The sequence below is a fragment of the Marinoscillum sp. genome, from assembly GCF_040222955.1.
Taxonomy (GTDB): Bacteria; Bacteroidota; Bacteroidia; order Cytophagales; family Cyclobacteriaceae; genus Marinoscillum.
The window spans coordinates 50,718-67,720 of record NZ_JAVKCA010000019.1 but is presented as its reverse complement, the minus strand read 5'-3'; the positions used below and the strand labels follow the sequence as shown (position 1 = coordinate 67,720).

Annotated in this window: 19 protein-coding genes and 1 pseudogene; 7 read left to right on the top strand and 13 right to left on the bottom strand. The window is 47.7% G+C overall.

The annotated features are described in order from the left end of the window. Positions 1 to 12 precede the first annotated feature (12 nt). From RIH33_RS16230 to RIH33_RS16220, 3 genes are all read right to left on the bottom strand, one after another. The gene (locus RIH33_RS16230) at positions 13 to 2,700 is read right to left on the bottom strand and encodes an ABC transporter permease (protein ID WP_406654930.1); all 2,688 of its coding nucleotides are present in this window, start codon (positions 2,698 to 2,700) and stop codon (positions 13 to 15) included. Next, the gene (locus tag RIH33_RS16225) at positions 2,700 to 3,032 is read right to left on the bottom strand and encodes a PadR family transcriptional regulator (RefSeq protein ID WP_406654929.1); all 333 of its coding nucleotides are present in this window, start codon (positions 3,030 to 3,032) and stop codon (positions 2,700 to 2,702) included. The genes RIH33_RS16230 and RIH33_RS16225 overlap by 1 nt, the downstream gene beginning before the upstream one ends. A gap of 105 nt (positions 3,033 to 3,137) precedes the next feature. Next, positions 3,138 to 3,566, bottom strand: coding sequence for a hypothetical protein (locus tag RIH33_RS16220; protein ID WP_406654928.1), 429 nt, complete (start codon positions 3,564 to 3,566; stop codon positions 3,138 to 3,140). A gap of 154 nt (positions 3,567 to 3,720) precedes the next feature. Here RIH33_RS16220 and RIH33_RS16215 point away from each other — a divergent pair, with 154 nt between their 5' ends. The 3 genes from RIH33_RS16215 to RIH33_RS16205 all read left to right on the top strand — a co-directional run bounded on the left by RIH33_RS16215 (position 3,721) and on the right by RIH33_RS16205 (position 5,952). Beyond that, positions 3,721 to 4,644, top strand: a complete 924-nt coding sequence (locus tag RIH33_RS16215; protein ID WP_406654927.1) for an SRPBCC family protein — start codon at positions 3,721 to 3,723, stop codon at positions 4,642 to 4,644. 70 nt (positions 4,645 to 4,714) lie between these two features. After that, complete coding sequence (locus tag RIH33_RS16210) at positions 4,715 to 5,611, top strand: DMT family transporter (RefSeq protein ID WP_406654926.1); 897 nt, start codon at positions 4,715 to 4,717, stop codon at positions 5,609 to 5,611. A gap of 149 nt (positions 5,612 to 5,760) precedes the next feature. Then, positions 5,761 to 5,952: a hypothetical protein gene (locus RIH33_RS16205; protein ID WP_406654925.1), complete on the top strand. Its 192-nt coding sequence runs from the start codon at positions 5,761 to 5,763 to the stop codon at positions 5,950 to 5,952. Here RIH33_RS16205 and RIH33_RS16200 read toward each other — a convergent pair. Then, a complete protein-coding gene (locus RIH33_RS16200; RefSeq protein ID WP_406654924.1) occupies positions 5,947 to 8,076 on the bottom strand; it encodes a hypothetical protein in 2,130 nt (709 codons plus the stop codon). The genes RIH33_RS16205 and RIH33_RS16200 overlap by 6 nt on opposite strands. A gap of 39 nt (positions 8,077 to 8,115) precedes the next feature. Beyond that, entirely contained in the window at positions 8,116 to 9,333 is a 1,218-nt protein-coding gene (locus RIH33_RS16195) for an alpha/beta fold hydrolase (RefSeq protein WP_406654923.1), read from the bottom strand. 108 nt (positions 9,334 to 9,441) lie between these two features. Between RIH33_RS16195 and RIH33_RS16190 the strand changes: the two genes are divergently transcribed. Together RIH33_RS16190 and RIH33_RS16185 are read left to right on the top strand one after the other, a co-directional pair. Next, positions 9,442 to 10,053: a DUF6134 family protein gene (locus RIH33_RS16190; protein ID WP_406654922.1), complete on the top strand. Its 612-nt coding sequence runs from the start codon at positions 9,442 to 9,444 to the stop codon at positions 10,051 to 10,053. After that, complete coding sequence (locus tag RIH33_RS16185; RefSeq protein ID WP_406654921.1) at positions 10,046 to 11,056, top strand: DUF697 domain-containing protein; 1,011 nt, start codon at positions 10,046 to 10,048, stop codon at positions 11,054 to 11,056. The genes RIH33_RS16190 and RIH33_RS16185 overlap by 8 nt, the downstream gene beginning before the upstream one ends. Before the next feature lie 5 nt (positions 11,057 to 11,061). On the opposite strand, the gene RIH33_RS16180 is transcribed toward RIH33_RS16185, so the two are convergent. The 4 genes from RIH33_RS16180 to RIH33_RS16165 form a co-directional block, all read right to left on the bottom strand. Beyond that, a complete protein-coding gene (locus RIH33_RS16180) occupies positions 11,062 to 11,949 on the bottom strand; it encodes a tetratricopeptide repeat protein (RefSeq protein WP_406654920.1) in 888 nt (295 codons plus the stop codon). A gap of 59 nt (positions 11,950 to 12,008) precedes the next feature. Continuing rightward, positions 12,009 to 12,410 (bottom strand): hypothetical protein, encoded by a 402-nt coding sequence (locus RIH33_RS16175; RefSeq protein ID WP_406654919.1) that lies wholly within the window; start codon positions 12,408 to 12,410, stop codon positions 12,009 to 12,011. Positions 12,411 to 12,423: 13 nt separating this feature from the next. Further along, complete coding sequence (locus RIH33_RS16170; RefSeq protein WP_406654918.1) at positions 12,424 to 12,678, bottom strand: hypothetical protein; 255 nt, start codon at positions 12,676 to 12,678, stop codon at positions 12,424 to 12,426. 63 nt (positions 12,679 to 12,741) lie between these two features. Then, a complete protein-coding gene (locus RIH33_RS16165) occupies positions 12,742 to 13,785 on the bottom strand; it encodes a helix-turn-helix domain-containing protein (protein WP_406654917.1) in 1,044 nt (347 codons plus the stop codon). A 130-nt stretch (positions 13,786 to 13,915) separates the two neighbouring features. On the opposite strand from RIH33_RS16165, the gene RIH33_RS16160 reads away from it, so the two are divergent. Continuing rightward, on the top strand, positions 13,916 to 14,581 hold the full coding sequence (locus RIH33_RS16160; protein ID WP_406654916.1) for a DUF4190 domain-containing protein: 666 nt from the start codon (positions 13,916 to 13,918) through the stop codon (positions 14,579 to 14,581). Positions 14,582 to 14,636: 55 nt separating this feature from the next. On the opposite strand, the pseudogene RIH33_RS16155 reads toward RIH33_RS16160, so the two are convergent. Then, a pseudogene (locus tag RIH33_RS16155) lies at positions 14,637 to 14,767 on the bottom strand (signal recognition particle-docking protein FtsY); the annotation flags it as partial. Between the two features lie 120 nt (positions 14,768 to 14,887). Here RIH33_RS16155 and RIH33_RS16150 point away from each other — a divergent pair. Beyond that, positions 14,888 to 15,541 carry a DUF4190 domain-containing protein gene (locus RIH33_RS16150; protein WP_406654915.1) on the top strand — a complete coding sequence of 218 codons (654 nt, stop codon included), beginning with the start codon at positions 14,888 to 14,890 and terminating at the stop codon, positions 15,539 to 15,541. A gap of 49 nt (positions 15,542 to 15,590) precedes the next feature. Here RIH33_RS16150 and ftsY read toward each other — a convergent pair whose 3' ends face one another. The 3 genes from ftsY to rpmG form a co-directional block, all read right to left on the bottom strand. Beyond that, positions 15,591 to 16,544: a signal recognition particle-docking protein FtsY gene (ftsY, locus tag RIH33_RS16145; protein WP_406654914.1), complete on the bottom strand. Its 954-nt coding sequence runs from the start codon at positions 16,542 to 16,544 to the stop codon at positions 15,591 to 15,593. Between the two features lie 78 nt (positions 16,545 to 16,622). Then, positions 16,623 to 16,778, bottom strand: coding sequence for a DUF4295 family protein (locus RIH33_RS16140; protein ID WP_159582666.1), 156 nt, complete (start codon positions 16,776 to 16,778; stop codon positions 16,623 to 16,625). Between the two features lie 2 nt (positions 16,779 to 16,780). Beyond that, on the bottom strand, positions 16,781 to 16,963 hold the full coding sequence (rpmG, locus tag RIH33_RS16135; protein WP_159582665.1) for a 50S ribosomal protein L33: 183 nt from the start codon (positions 16,961 to 16,963) through the stop codon (positions 16,781 to 16,783). Positions 16,964 to 17,003 lie beyond the last annotated feature (40 nt).

Here is a 17,003-nt window from a genome sequence, read left to right as displayed (position 1 = left end):
TTCAGCAATCACTCATTCAGTGCGCAGGCTTTTCACGGGATTCACAAGGGCGGCCTTCCATGCCTGGTAGCCAATGACCATCAGAGCCACGACCAAAGCGATGAGCGAACTCAGCAGAAACATGTCTGCACCGATGCTAATCCGGTAAGCAAAATCCTGCAACCACTGCCGCATGAGCCACACCGTAAGCGGGATGGACAATGCCACGCCCAGTCCCAGCTGCCACGAAAAGGTACGGGCCAACAGGTGGAAGATCTGAAATGGCGAAGCACCAATGACCTTTCGGATACCGATCTCCTTCTCCCGGCTATTGACTACCAGTACGGTAAGCCCCAACAGCCCGATGGCCGCTATGAGGATGGAAATAACTGTTGCTACCGCAATGAGTTTATTGAGGCGGGCTTCATTCTCATACTGCCGGGCCACATTATCATCAATGAAAGCATACTCCAGGTTTCTATTGGGAAAAGTAGACTCCCATGCCTCAGTAAGTATTTCCTGCACTTCGGAAAGCTGTGATCCGGTGAATTTGAAAAGCAGTTTGGGGATCATTGAGTCCTTCATACCAACGTCTGAAACACCCCGAAACATGGGCTGAACATTTTGGGTGATCACGAGGGGCTCTATTTCCTGATGGAGCGAGGAAAAATGAAAGTCTTTGACCACCCCAATGATCCGGTGCTCACCAAAATCATTGCCTGGGAGTGTCTTACCAATGGGATTTTCCAATCCAAAATAGTCCACGGCTGTTTCATTGAGCAAAATGGACTGGCGCTCATCTAATCCGCTGCCTTTTTCAAAGTCGCGCCCTTCTACGATTTTCATATCAAAAGCCGAAAGGTAAGCCGCATCCACGGCCAGCATGCTAAACGTGCGAAAAATCCCCTTGTCATCTGTAAAAGACAGTTCCGCCCACCCCGGTGTGCCAAACGTATGACTGGCCATGGTAACATTCGACACCTGTGGGTGCGCCTCAATGCTGGTCTTCAGGAGCTCCGCATTGGCCCGGGCAGAGGCGATCCGTTCAGCCATCCGGCCGGACTCCGCACTGGAAAACATGGGCACTGAGACAAAGGCTTCGTACTGATAGCCAAGGTCCTTGTCCTGCAGAAAACGAATTTGCTTTTGCATGATGAGGGCACTGCTGATCAGCAACACCGTGATCACAAACTGGAAGGTTACCATCACCTTGCGCACCCAGTGCTTCCCCCTGGAGCCACTGGCGGAGCGCATGATGGTCATTACTTTGGTACTGGTGAGGATGACGGCAGGATAAATACCAGCCAACAACCCGATGGCCAGCCCAAGGGCCAAAAACACACCGAGGTGCCACCATTCAAACAGGTAAACAAGGTCCACACCGGTGAGGCGGTTGAAAGTTGGAATCAGGAAGACCGCCAGCACTCCGCCAATCCCCATGGACACAATGGCCACCAGTACACTCTCACTGAGGTATTGCATCATCAGGGAACGCTTGGCAGCTCCCAATACCTTTCTCATCCCTACCTCATGTGCCCGCTTGATCGACTGACCAATGGACAGCGTTGTGTAATTGATACAGGCAATGAGCAACACCAAAAAGCCGATCACCGCCAGTACATACACGTAGACCGGGTTGCTCACCGGAGCAATGCCCACTGGGATATCCGGATTCAAGTGGATGTCTGTGAGGGGCTGAAAACCAATGTTGTACTCGTCCCTGTTCATTTCCTCCCCCAGGTAGCTCATCACCACATCCTGCGATTTGGCATTGACACTTTCAATGCTCGCCTCCTCCTTCACCAGCGCGTACGTTTCAGGCCCCACCATCATCCAGGCCGTCAGGCTTCGCTCTCCCAGTAATTCCCGATTGAGCACATTTGAAATGGCCAGATCAAATTTGATGCTCGAACTTTGCGGAATGTTATCCAAAACAGCCGTGATGGTAAACGGGGTGGTATTTTCATTTAACTGGAGCTGGAGCGTTTTTCCGATGGGGTCCTCATCACCAAAGTATTTTTCAGCATAGGCGCGTGAAATAATGAGGTCGTAGCGACCGGCGAGGGGTTTGGTCACATTGCCATGGATGAGGTCAAAATCAAAGACTTTAAAAAATTCAGGACTGATGATCGCCACGGGCTCACTGATCACACCCTGCTCATGGCGACTCACCGGAAAATTTCTCACATGATACTGCACCACCTCCTCAAATTCGGGAAAGTTTTCTTCAAACAAATCCTCAAACCGCACAGGGGTATTGGAGTTGAAAAATACCTTGCCCTCTCCATAGTCTTCCAGCAGCCAGGCCCTGTAAATTCTATCCTTTTTGCTATGAAAATGATCGAAGGTCACTTCCTGAGTGACATAAAGGCCCAACAGTACAAAACAGACAATACCGATAGAAAGCCCTACCGTATTGAGGATGGTATTAAACTTATCTCGCCACAATACCCTGGCGGCTACTTTGAAGTGCTGACCTGAAAACATAATGAAGTTGTTTTTGAGTGGATTATTCTTTTTGATGGCGGACCAGCGAAACGACCGCAGTACCAACCAGGCATATTGCCAATTGGCCCGGGCCTTGCTTTTTTTGGTGATGGTTCGGTAATAGAGCTCATATAAATCGCCCTGCAAATCCTCCAGCAGGTAAGGATCACAGTACCATTCCAGCAGGCGGGTGGCCCATCGGGGTGGGTGGCCGGATGTGGGGTTTTGCTCCATCAGCTCGGAGAAAAGGTGAGTTTTGGAAGCTTCTGATACAACTCCATTCGCACAGCCATGGATTCTTCCAGGACCTGACGCCCTGCCTGCGTGAGCATAAAATATCGCTTTCGTCGGCCTCCACGCTCCTGTGTGGCCCCCTTCATTTCTGAGCCTACCAGCCCCTTTTTCTCCAGGCGGCGCAGTACTGAGTGGATGGCGGTAACGTCCACCAGTCGGTTGGCTTGCTTGTGGAGCTCATCCAAAATGGCTACGGCATATGCCTCATCCAGCAGTGCACCCACCGTGAGCAAAACCAACTCCTCCAATTCCCCTATTGATTCTCTTTTCATCAGAATATTAGTTGTACAAAGATACAATAATATAATATCCTGTTGATTTGTACAACTAATGAATCAAAAGCTTAACCCTTTTTAACATTCGGGAAGCGAGGAAAGCTATCTGAGGGGTTTGATGCCGATGTGGCAGCCTTCTATGCAGTATCGGTAGTATAGTTTCAGGTGATCACCTTCCCCCTCTATGGAATACTCCGCGGTTTCTTTGGATTTGCGCCCGGTTCTCACCTCCGCAAGGGAAAGGATGTAGCCGCCAGAGGCCGTATCGGTCAACACCCGATAGGTATTGAAATCCTTGAGTCCGTCATAATTGGAAGTAAACACACCGCCAGCTTTGAACTCCAGGAGCTTCACCGGTGAATCCGGGACTTGCTCCACGATGTATCCGCCCCCGGGCGAGTAGCCATATTCAAACACCTGCCATTTACCTACCAGCGAGCGCTCATCATCGATCAGCACACAACAGTCATACTGACTGCAGGAGCAGATCAGCAGAAAAAGAAAGGGGATCAGAATGGATGTCGATTTCATAGTCTTCCGGGGTTTGCTCTATTAGACACATCATCCGGTCAAAGGGTTTGACTAACCAATTACAGCGTTTGGTAACCAAAGGGAATATTTTAATAGGTAGGTTCTTTTTGCAGGGCCTTTTGTAACTTTCAATTGAGAAAACCCCATTGCCATTATGCCAAAAATCAACCTGAGCAGATCCATTTCCATCAATGCACCCATTGACAAGGTTTACCAATGTGTGAGCGATCTTGGCCATTGGACCATTTGGTCGCCCTGGCTCATCACAGAACCGGAAGCTAAAGTAACACTGGCTGAAGACCACAAGTCGTACTCATGGGAAGGCAACCGTACAGGATCTGGAAATATGAAAATTGCTGCAGAGCAAACCAACCAATCCATAGATTTAGACCTCCAATTTATCACACCATGGAAGTCTACCGCCAAGGTGCGTTTCGACCTGGTCGAACTGAACGGAGGCACTCAGGTTACCTGGCATATGGACAGCAGTCTCCCCTTCTTTATGTTCTGGTTCAAAAAAATGATGATCGCCTTCATAGGTATGGATTATGATCGTGGGCTGGCGCTGCTAAAAGACTATTCAGAAGATGGAAAGGTGCATTCTAAGTTGGATTTTGAGGGCATCAATACCTATCCGGGGTGCCAATACATTGGGATTAAAAATGAATGCAGTATTGATCTGCTGGGAGAAAAAATGGCGGCTGACTTTCAACACATCGGGAATTATGTGGCAGATAAGAACGAACTGATCAGCGGTGAAGCACTCTCCATCTACCATAAATGGGACATTGTGAACCGCGTGGTAGTATTTACTTCCGCCATCCCTGTCAAACATATTCCTAAAGAGCTGCCCGAGGGTTACATTACAGGAGAAATTCCCTCTGTGAAAGTGTACACCCTCAAACACACCGGACCATATCACCACCTGGGCAATGCCTGGACCACACTCAACAGTATGTACCGCAACAAGGAATTTAAACTCAACAAGAAAATCTTTCCGTTTGAGACCTATAAGAACAGCCCGACAGAGGTACCCGCTAACGAACTCATCACCCAGATACACTTTCCCATCAAATAGTTGCCCGAAAAATCAGGCTGAGTAAACCGCGGGGTTTAACTTAGCCGGCGAATCAAAACCACCGCATCCATTGCTACCAAATAAATCCCTCGGAGTGGTCCTGGCCATTACCGGTATCTTATTGTTTTCCAGCAAAGCCGTCATGGTGAAGCTGGCCTATCAGTACGGAGTAGATACCGTGTCTCTCTTACTGTTTCGTATGGTATTTTCCTTACCCATATACGTGGCGATCGCAGCGTTCAACCGGCCCAAAGAAAAGATAGCGGGCAAGGACTACGCCTGGTTAATTCTTTTTGGGTTCATTGGCTACTACCTGGCCAGCTACTTTGACTTTTTGGGGCTCATCTACATCAAGGCCAGTCTGGAACGGTTGATTTTATTCATCTACCCGACACTGGTGTTGCTCATTTCCTTTGTCTTTCTCAGAAAAAAAATCACCAGCAAACAGGTGATAGGCGTGGTGGTCACTTACCTGGGAGTGTTCATCATCTTTGTGTCGGAGCTGAGTATCAGTGATGACTCCTCAGTCATATGGGGGAGCATCTTGATTTTCCTCAGCGCCCTCACCTATGCGAGCTATCTGGTAGGCTCCGGATGGCTCATTCCGAAATTTGGCGCCACAGCCTTCACCTCCTATGCCATGATTGTCTCCTGTATGGCGGTGATTCTGCACTACTCCCTGCAGCGACCTGAGGGACTACTGAACTTTCAGCCGGAAGTATATTGGATTGGGCTGGCCATGGCCGTATTCGCTACGGTGATCCCGTCCTATCTGGTGAGTTTTGCCATCAAAATATTAGGTGCCAGTGACTTCTCCATCTTTGGGAGCCTCGGCCCTATCTCCACCATCGGTCTTGCTTATCTCTTTCTGAGCGAAACCCTCACCTGGACACAATTTCTGGGCGCAGGTGTGATCATAGGTGGGATCGTACTGGCCGAAAAGAAAAAGACGGGACTGAAGAAATAACAATGATCGCGGGCTTTTTTTGTCCTGTATAGCATGATTATCAATAAACCCTTTGCTATGTTGGGATATTTCTAAAAAAGAATGTCAATACTACCATTTACGTAATAATTACGTAACTTTGTTGCCACAATCACAAAAAACAAACGCCTATGACACTGCTTAGAGTACACGATCATCAGCAAGATCTGACCAACGAATTTGTGAAAATCGCACAAAAGACCATCAAAAAAGGAACGAGCAATAAGCAGCAGCTATTTTTAATGGGTCAGGAGATGGGCTTTTGCAATGATGAGATTCGTGTGCTCCTGGAAGATGCAGTGTCATCAGAGGTTTCTTTATAATCTTACCCTGATCCCCGGACCTATCAAAAAGAAAGGTTTCTGCTCACTGAGCAGATAGCCGAAACCTGCATAGAGGGGAAAGGTCAGCTTGTTGTCACTGGAAGTAGGATAGAGCGAACCAATCACCACCAATCCCACATCCCGACTGTTGCTTTCTGTAAAGTTGAATGCATCGATGGCAATGAAACCAGCCCCCAGCTTATAGGGTCTGTACTTGGCAATCCGGCCGGGTTGGTAAAAACTCATCTGGGCAATCATGGCAAAACTGGGTCCCCCAAAATTTCCAAAGTTTCCGGAGCCATGCTTTAAGATTAAGAGCCCCGCCGGGAATGACACATCAATGTCGAAGTTGTAATCCCGCTTCAGGTGAATCTGGATTTTCTTGGAGCGGCCATCACCCCCATATTTTGATTTCACATGGCTGATCTCCAACTCTATTCGTGACCATTCCTCAAGCTCAGAGGTCTTTTTGGATAAAAAATTATTCAGGTTAATGTCTTCGCTCCGGCAGTACTTGTCGTCGTAATGCACAAAGCGCGGAGAGGTCTCTCCCGGGCAGATTACCACCTCATCAAACTGATACAGCTCGATGAGATTACCTTTTTTGTTGGAGATCTTCACCTTGATGGTCAGGTACTGCTTACCAAAGAGGTCTTTGCCTTCATCTATTTTACCCCGGTCAAAATCAAAAACCAGGTCTGTAAGTGTGTTTTCATAGTAAACCGGCTTTTCGATATCGCTCACCACCAGCTGCCGGTCCCCAAAGTCCAGGTTGATAAAGTCAAACGGTCTGGGGCGCTGATACTCATCTACTTTCAGGTTTTTTCCGGTGGACTTATTGTGATTGAAAATCTCAATGTTATTCGTATTGATCGTCAGTGGCACCTTGATTCTGAAAAGTGATATGTTTTCATTTTTGATCAATGAATCATACTCCAGGTTGCTGGCACCCGGGAAGCTAAAAGCAGCTTTGTGCAGCCCCTCACCCTCCAGCCTGATGTTCAGCGTCTCGCCCGGGTAAACCGTAGTGCCTCGCTGCCAGTCTTTGCCCTCGCGCTGGATAAAAATCTCCTGGATGGTGGTTTTAGGGGTAATGTCCAGATTGCTCACAAAGCGTGCATCGTCCCCATCTTTGATGTACAGATAGCCATCGGACTTTCTATGGTAGCTGTAGGGCCTCAGCAAACAAAGCACCCGGTCGTTATTGAGCCGGGCTTTGGTGTACAGCTCGGCAATCAGCGCACCTCCGGATTCTTCCTGGTCTTCTATGCGGTAGGTTTTCCCTAGTCTCAGAAGTCGGTTATTGTCTATCTGGATCTCAATGGCCTCCTTCTTGTCATCTTTTGGGGTGACCTCCTGCGCATCAAACTGCAAAAAGGCCAGCCTCCCCGAACGGATTTTGAAAGTATAGGTGAGTGGTTTCAATTGATACTTCGGACGGCCAGCTTCCATCGTGGGTTTTCTGAGTGTAAAGGGCACCTCCACCTGCTGATCACCCAGGGTGTTCGGCAATAAATGCAGTAGCAGTTTTGGACCTTCCCGCGTCATCCGATAATTGATGGGCAAGCCTTCAGTCCACCGGTTATCCACCAGAATATTCTCCGGGTTGTTGCTCGTCAGCTCGAAAACCTTTTCCTCCCCAATATAAAGCTCCTCGCTGCCCGGATACAGCTCCACGTAGGTTTTCGTATACGGGAAGAGTGGCATGTCCACGTATTCCACCACAGAGTCTTGCCTGATCCCAAAGGTAAATTTCAAAAATTCGCTGTTGGTCAGTTGGTTGAACCGAACTTTGAATCGGGCATAATCACTGAACATCATCATGGAATCCAGGGGATAATAATCTCCTGAGGACGCTAGCGAAATATCAGTGATCTCAGAATCTCCATCAAAAAACAAATAAACTTCTGCTATTTCATCTTCCTGATCGTACTGAAAAGCCAGCATCTCTTTCTGATTCCTGACCAGGGTATGCCTCGACCAGGAGTACTCCATGGTATCTATGTACATCTTAGCCTCCAATAAGGAGCCTTGCTGGAAGGTCATTTGAGAAAAACCGGAGATAGCACTAAAAAGGAGGAGGCAAAAGGCCCCAAAGGAAATAGCTGACTTGATTTTTTGCATTGCTGCAAAGATGGCAAAGCCATGGCAAGTGTACAACACCTAAATCTCAGTGGTCTCTTCCGTAATGATCTGCGGCTTACCCTCCAGGGTTTTATGCACGGGACACCTGTCGGCTATTTCGATTAGTCGCTTACGCTCTGCCTCTGTCAGATCCCCCTCCAACCTGATCATCCGCCTGATCTGATCAATCTTGCCCTTGGCATCTTCCGTCTGCCCGCCATCCTGCTGATGTACCTTATCGTGGGTAAGCTTCACTTTGACCTCCTTCAGGTCTATTTTTTTGTGATCCGCATACATGCGAAGGGTCATGGCGGTGCAAGCCCCGAGTGCAGACAGTAAATAGCCATACGGAGAGGGGCCATGATCCGTTCCTCCACTGCCTTCGGGTTCATCTGCCAGCAAATGGTGTTTACCCGCAGTGATCTCAGTGAGGAAGCCCTGATTTGAGAGACGGGCCCAAACCTCGCCCTCCGGTGCCACATCCTCAGCATGATCTGCCTTTATATAGCGGGCAGCCCATGAGGCGACCATATTGCCCACATAGAGTGAGTCTGCCTTTTGGCTCAGCAGGTGATCTGAGCCATCCAGCGTGATAAAACTCTTGGGATGCATGGCCTGCTCATAAATTTCAGCGGCATTATCTATCCCTACTATTTTGTCCTGCGGAGAATGCATGACCAGCAGTGCCTTACCCAGCCGTTTGATCACTTCTCCTTTGCGATCCTTTTCCAAATCCTCCAGAAACTGTTTTTTGATCTTGAACGGCCGCCCTCCGATGTTGACCTCTGCCTCGCCTTTCTCCCTGATTTCCTCTTCTCCATTTTTCAGGAGCGCTTTCACGTGTGTGGGGCTGGAGGGAGCGCCTATGGTCACCACGGCCCTTACCTTCTTGAGGGCTCCTGCCACGTGCAACACCGCAGCTCCTCCCAGCGAATGCCCGATAAGGATTTGAGGCGCTTCGAATTTTTCTTCCAGAAAATCATAAGCCTCTGTGAGGTCAGACAAATTGGATGAAAAATTGGTGTCTGCAAACTCACCACCACTTTGGCCCAGCCCGGTGAAATCGAACCTGAGTACAGCCATCGCATTCTGCGTAAGTGCCGAACTGATGTGATCCAGGGCTTTGAGCGTACTGGAGCAGGTAAAGCAATGAGCAAAAAGGACGAACGCCTTTGGCTTCCCGGTCAACGGAAAATCCATCCTCCCCGATAAGTCCTGACCTGATTTATTGACAAACGATACTTTTTGTGATCTCATTTCTGAACCCGTTAGTTTGCAAATCGTTAACTTGAAAATTAAAACCAAGAGGCCTGTACTCCGGCCTTCAAGCTAAATCTAACATTGATACGTATAAACGCCGCCTGTTTGACATTGTTATTAGCCTGTACGTCATTGTATGGACAAACGCTCTATTATGATGTGATCAGAAACGACAAGTCCATGGGCCAGACGGTGGTCAAACGCATACTGAAGGGAGAGGAACTCACCTATCACCTGAACACCAAAACGGAGCTGAGAGTGATTTTTCTGTTTGACATAGAATACGACCTGAAAGAGACTTTCAAAAAAGGAAAACTCCTCTCCGGTACTGGTTTCAATACCCTGAATGGCAGTGTGCAAAAAGAAACCCAAATGGTTTTGAAAGAAAAGTTCTATGAGCTGGTCATTGATGGCATTCGCACGGAAATTCACGAAACCAACATTACAGAGTCGGTCTCAGAAATCTATTTTGAAGAACCACACCATAGCAAGCAGGTGTTTTCTGCCTACTTTGGCCGATACCTGGATTTTGAAAAGGTGGGAGAGCGCCAGTATTCGCTCACCTCGCCGGATGGCACCAATGTATATACGTATGAAAATGGCATTTGCACCAAAGTAAAAGTGACCCGCGACTTTGCCACTTTTGAGTTCATATTGAAACCCGAAAGCCTGATGGCCGTGAGAAATAAGCAGATCACCGGTAAAACCTATGATTAGCACCCTGAAAAAAATCGTTCTTCCGCTCTCCATTTTGGTCATTCTTGGCTTCCTGCTTTTTATGATCAATCAGATTTCAGGAGTTTACCTGATGCTGAAGGAGGTGAATGAGCTCACCGCGAACGTGGTTTTGGTACTGCTCAGTGCTTTGGGTATTGGGCTTGTTGGCTGGCCGGTACTGCTTTTTTTAAAGCTGCCCCGGGCCATCTCTTTGCCAACCAGTGCCGATGAGCTCCCCCGGTACCGACAGCAGCTCCTTAAACGTCTCAAAAAAAATGAACTCTTACGAGCCGAAGGCCTGCAGCCGCAGCAGGTTGAGGACCTGCAGGAGAGTATCCTGGTGCTTAACCAGTCGGCCAACAAAGTCATACAGCAAACTGCCACCGCAGTATTTCTCACCACTTCCGTATCGCAAAACGGCAAGCTGGATGCGCTCACCATTCTGGCCACACAATCCCGCATGGTCTGGAAGATTGCACATATTTACTATCAGCGGCCATCGCTTCGGGAGCTCATGTATCTCTATTCCAATGTAGCGGGGTCTTCCTTCCTGGCATCGGAGATAGAAGATCTGGATATCTCTCAGCAGGTAGAACCGGTCATCAGTTCATTTCTGAAAAACTCTGCCGGCAAGTCCATCCCGGTGATTGGCCCTACGGCTAATATCATTCTCGATTCTCTGCTGGAAGGATCTACCAATGCTTTTCTCACCTTGCGTGTCGGCAATATTGCCCTCAAATACTGCGCATGTAACGAGGTGATGGACAAGAAGTCCATCAGGAAAAGCGCCTTTACGGAGTCTGCCAGTCAGCTAAAAGGCATCGTGATGAAATCCTCAGGCCAAATCATGACCGGCCTGCTTAAGGCCACCCGCAAAGCTGGTGTGGACACCCTGAAATCCGGCTGGGAGGGCATCAAAAACACAGGGGTGAAGGTGGCCGAAGGAATCTCCGAGGCTGGTCAAAAAATGAATCCTTTCAAGAAAAAGGAACCAGAAATTTAACCCTACTATTCGACCGATTTAGGTTGATATAATCCATCAAACCCAGGTGTCCAGCTTTCCCCATCCTTTGAGTTCTCAAAAAACTGTCGCACGGTTCCGTCTTCGTTCTGAGTAAAGGTGAGTCGGGATTTGACCACATTACCCTGCTGGTCCCCCCGGTAGTCGCACTGAAACTGAATCATTCCCGGTCCCCGCTCAGTCTCCACATAGTCCAGCACGCCGCCAGCACTGCCCACCCAGGTCTGATGCCATTTATTGTCCAGCTTGTCAAAGTAGTTGATACTTTGTCCGGTATAGGTACCGGGAGTGGTGTAGCTTTCGTGCAGCGCACAACCCCCATTGGCCATGGTGATGCTGTTTTCTCCTACTTTAGCCCCATTGACATACACGTCCCACTCACCCAGCCAAAAATCGAAGTGCCTCCGTACAGAATCGGAGAGGCACGGGTAGGTGTTTACTTTACAAGCATCCACAAGCGCCAAAAACTTCTCATCCTGCTGATAGGCCGTCCATTCCGGATCTTGCTCCATCAGGCGGAAATTGCCAAAACCCCTATCCAAAGCCTGCTGCAGGCTTTCAAAGGCACTTGACTGCTTACCCTGGAGTGCATAGACCTTAGACTTGGTATAAAGCGTGTATCCCGGATAAAAATTACCGGCCACCGCCCGATCGAAATTCTTCAGCGATGCCTCATACTCACCAAGTTTCAGCTGGCAGTTGGCCAGTCTGAACCAGGCCGAAGAATCCTGCTCATTTGTTTTAAGATACTGCTGATAGCCTTTGGCTGCTTCAGCCCATTGCTCATTGGTGTACTGCTCATCTGCAGCTTCACGGGATGACTGAGCCTGAAGCTGTACAGCCACCAGGCAAAATAGTAAGACAAGTATTCGCATGGTTTTTTATGTACCAATGTAGCAGAATGGAGGGGGAGACCGTAAAATCCTAAGATATTTTACTGTTTTTTAGCCGCCATGTGACGGATCATTCTTTCTATAAAGGGCCCATTCACTTTCATTCCCTCTTTGAAGGCTATGAATTTTCCATCCGCGGTGAAGGTAAGCTCAGGGTCAGTAGCGACTTCCAGACCTGTGTAAGGCATTGGCCAGGCATAAGATTCCAATTTGAAGCGAAAATGAATCAATATCCCCTCCGGTCGGAGTTCGATGTTGGCATGGGTGACGTAATGTCCGGCTTTCAGATAATGAGCGAATTCCGGACTTATTTTCGAGATCCCCATTCGCTTAGAACCTATCCCGCCCATCCTGAGTCTTTGTATCAGCGTGTAGGGCTTGCCTACCAGCTGATTGATCTGCTGGATGGTCTCCCGTTTATTATAAGTGGTTTCTAAAATCATGGGTATTCCAAACTTAATAAACCTCGGGCTCCGCCTGCACCACCCGCTGATAGCCCAGGTAGCCGCCGATGGCCGCCCCGGCTAGTCCGCAGAAGTAGCCACCCATCAGGTTATTGAAGATGGTCAGACCTATAAATGCACCGACAAACTCAAAGCCCAGCCACAGCAGCACCATTCTCACAATATAAGGACGTGGGTTCAATCGTTTCTCCACTGCAATATTTCGAATGGTATTCCCAATGGAAAACATGGCAATCAATTCCAGCATATCGAATTCTTTTTGATCCTGTAAATTAGTCGTTCTCGGCGGAAAATCGCGAAAAGAAGTCCGTCATTGCAGCTGAGGATGTTGCCGATTGAGTGCTTTTTTAAACTGAGAAGGTGGAACCCCAACAAATTTCTTGAAGGCGGAGTTGAAGGTGGCTTTATTGTTGAAGCCAGCTAGATAGGCAATCTGAATAATCTTGTAGTGATGCGCTTCGTCCTGGAGTAGTCTCTTCGCTTCCTGTACCCGGTACCGATTCACAAAATCTGTAAAATTGCAGCCTTCCAGCTCATTGACCACCTGCGAAATATGATTGGCCGAAATGGCCAACTCATCGGCCATATGCTGCAATTTAAGGTCATTGTTCAGGTAGCCCTTGTCCTCCTCCATGTACCGCTTCACCTCCGCCAGGAATGCCTCCGCAGCACTTTGTGAGAGCCCCGAACGATCGTATTTAACTCCAACATTGACATGAAAGACCTCTGTGCCTTGATACCCTTTGTATCCGATGGTATAGATAAATGCGGCCGTTACCACAGAAATGAAATAGTCATATTCAATCTTCAATAGACCTGTCCAGACGAGCACATAGTACAGCAAAAAGCTCAGGGCATAGCCCATAAACAGTACAGACAGCACCAGCTTCCATCGGCCACTGGCAAGGGCATTTACCCATGTCCATCGGAGAGCGAGACCAGCATAAATCAGCAAATGGGCGGCTTGCAAGACTGTGACAGAGCGAATTAAGATCCTCCGAACCTCAGGGGATTCCAGTGGAAGTACAAGGAAATGAGTCAGGTAAATGATGAAGGGCACGAAATGCCAGGCTCCTACGCGGAAAAGACGTTCATCGGACCGAACGTAACCATAGAAGAAAGGGCCAAGCAGGAAAGTCATACCCTGAAGCACACCCAGCCAGCGTGGAGTCATGGTATAGTACCCGGTCCAGTAGAGCACATAGTATAGCAGCATCAAACTGAAGGCCAGCATGACACTCCCCAGGTATCCGTTGGCCTGGTGGCGCTTCATCCAAATCACCGCTGCCAGAAAGATTCCCTGTGAGGCGGCAATCAGAAAAATAATGGTCCAGGTATTGAGTGAGGGCTCCATGCTTTTACAAAAACAAGGAAGTAACCCAAAGCCCTCATTCCTTTTTGGAGTTTGCCAACTTTCATTGACACTTGACGGGTATGTTATTAAATCCTATATTCCCTATTTAGTTCTAACCAAACCCGATTTTATGAAAACCAACACCGCTTTACTTTGGGTACTCATCGCCATTCTTTTTGCGGCATGCGGCCCCTCCAAACAGGCCATGGACTGTCCTCAGTTTTACAAAAAGAAGCGTAAGATCAGTCAGCATGCACTTGCTTTCAGATCGATCAAAAAGGTGAAAAAAGAATCTGAAAAAGCCCCCAAACCGATTCAACTTCCCCATTTTGGACTCATTGATGCACCTGAACAATCATACCCTGAAACGGTATCCCTTCATGGCCTGACCATTTCGCCAGCTGAACTCATCGCTTACCGATATAAGCCCGATGCCTATGAGCCCGATGATAAAACCGAAGAACGTTCATTGACTGGAGGGACATTGATCAGGGATGTTTCTCAACCGAAAAAAATAATTTCAAAAAATGAAGTCAAATCCCTTAAAAAAGAGATCCAAAGAGTCAAAGAGACCAAAGGTTCAAATCCCGGTGGCATGGCCATTGCCTCTCTTGTGTTGGGAATTGTAAGTCTGTTTGTAGCCGGTCTGCCTCTGGGAATACTCGCTGTAATTTTTGGAAGTATCTCCATGAGAAGACTTGAGAAAGGTAATGGAAGAGGAATGGCTATTGCCGGATTGATTTTAGGTCTGGTAGGCATTCTTGGAGCGCTGATCATCCTCACCACCATGGTGTAGCGTGTGCAAAGCCGCTCCCACTCAGACAAGTAAAAGGCGCCATGAAGCGCCTTTTTCATTTCTTAAAGAATGAATCTACAAACTCAATCTTATCGAACACCTGTAGGTCTTCGACCTTTTCACCTAACCTATTTGTATGAAAGCATTTTGTCCGGTACTGCCATCCAGTACCAAAAGTACATCGTGGGTGAAGGAAGTAATCAACAGCCCTCATTACTTTTTGGAGTTTACCAACTTTCATTGACACTTGACGGGAATGTTAATAAATCCTATATTCCTTATTCCGATCTAACCAAACCCAACTCTATGAAAACCAATACCGCTTTACTACTGGTACTCATGGCCTTGCTTTTCACAGCCTGCGGTTCCTCCCAACAGGTCATGAATTGCCCTCAGTTTTACAAAAAGAAAGACAGAATCAGGAACCAACACCTCACACTGAGGTCATTCAAGAAGACCAGGAAAGTGGCCAAGGCACCTCAAAAGATTCAACCGAACCAGGAGCGCATCGATGCGCCAGACAATCATTATCCCGAAACAGTATCGCTGCATGGTCTCACTACTCCACCAGCTGACCTGATCACCTACCGATACAAACCCTATGAGTATGAGACTTTTGAGGTGGTCAGAGAAGAGTCGGCCGAAAAGACATTAATCGGAGATGATTTCCCACCTCAAAAAGTAATCTCAAAAGATGAGCTCAAATCTCTTAAAAAGGACCTGAAAGAAGTCAGAAATACTGTCAAAAATACCAAGGGCATGGCTATAGCTTCCCTGATAGTGGGTGTCCTGAGTCTGTTCGTAGCTGGAATACCACTGGGCACATTAGCAGCCATTTTTGGTAGTATTTCTATGAGTAAGCTTGAAAGAGGTAACGGCCGGGGCATAGCAATTGCCGGATTCGTTATAGGCGTCGTGGGGATTTTTGGAGCGTTGATTTTCCTCATCACCATGGCCTAACCATGACCTGAATGAGTTGCTAAAGAAAGAAAGACACAAAGCGTCTTTTTTATTTCTTAAAGAATGAATCTACAAACTCAATCTTATTAAACACCTGCAGATCCTCCACTTTTTCACCTACTCCGATGTACTTCACGGGTATTTTGAATTGGTCCGAGATGCCAATGACCACACCCCCTTTGGCAGTGCCATCCAGTTTGGTAATGGCCAGGGCAGTGACATCAGTGGCTTTGGTAAACTCCTGTGCCTGGATAAAAGCATTTTGCCCCGTGCTACCATCCAGCACCAACAGCACATCGTGCGGCGCATCCGGAATAAACCGCTGAATTACTTTCTTAATTTTGGTCAACTCACTCATCAGGTTCACCTTGGTATGCAACCTGCCGGCCGTATCTATGATTACCACATCAGCGTTATGATCCACGCCATACTTGGCCGCATCGAAAGCCACGGAAGCCGGGTCTGTATTCATGCCTTTTGATATCACAGGGACACCTACCCGCTCGCCCCACATGATGAGCTGATCCACTGCAGCCGCCCTGAAAGTATCAGCTGCTCCCAGCACTACATTTTTACCCAATCCCTTGAGCTGTGCCGCCAGCTTGCCAATGGTGGTGGTCTTGCCTACACCATTCACACCCACTACCAGCAGAACGTACGGGCCATCCACTTTAGGCAATTCAAAACTATCCTGGTCTTTGGTGTTGTTTTCAGAAAGCAGCCCCGCTATCTCCTCCCGGAGGATTTTGTTGAGCTCAGAAGCATTAAGGTATTTGTCTTTGGCGACGCGGGCCTCTATTCGCTCAATGATCTTGATGGTGGTTTCTACCCCCACATCAGAGGTAATCAGAATTTCTTCGAGCTCATCCAGCACGTCTTCATCCACCGTGGATTTTCCTACCACCGCTTTGCCAAGCTTGCTGAAAAAGTTCTCTTTTGTCTTTTCGAGGCCCTTGTCGAGCGATTCCTTTTTTTCCTTGGAGAAAAATCCTTTCAGACCCATAGAGCTATATTTGAGATGTATAAACGCAAAAAGTCCCTACTAAGAGGGACTTCTAATTAGAATATTTTTAAGAACTGATTAGTTTTTTCTAGCCAATACGTTCTTCACCTCTGCCTCAGGTACCATGTCCTCTTTGTAGACATAATTACCACTCTCAGTCTTGATGGCTCTTATAACCTTAGCGAATTTTGCTCCGCCGGGTTGTTTCAGGGTTGCAACTACTTTCTTAGCCATGGTTATTTAATTTCTTTGTGTACAGTATATTTTCTCATGATAGGGTTGTACTTCTTAAGCTCAACGCGCTCAGGAGTGTTTTTCCTATTCTTGGTAGTGATATATCTCGAGGTACCTGGAAGCCCTGTAGTCTTATGTTCGGTACATTCCAGTATCACTTGTATTCTATTACCTTTCTTTGCCATTTTGTTGCCTGATTATTAAAAGGAGTGCAAATGTAGAAAA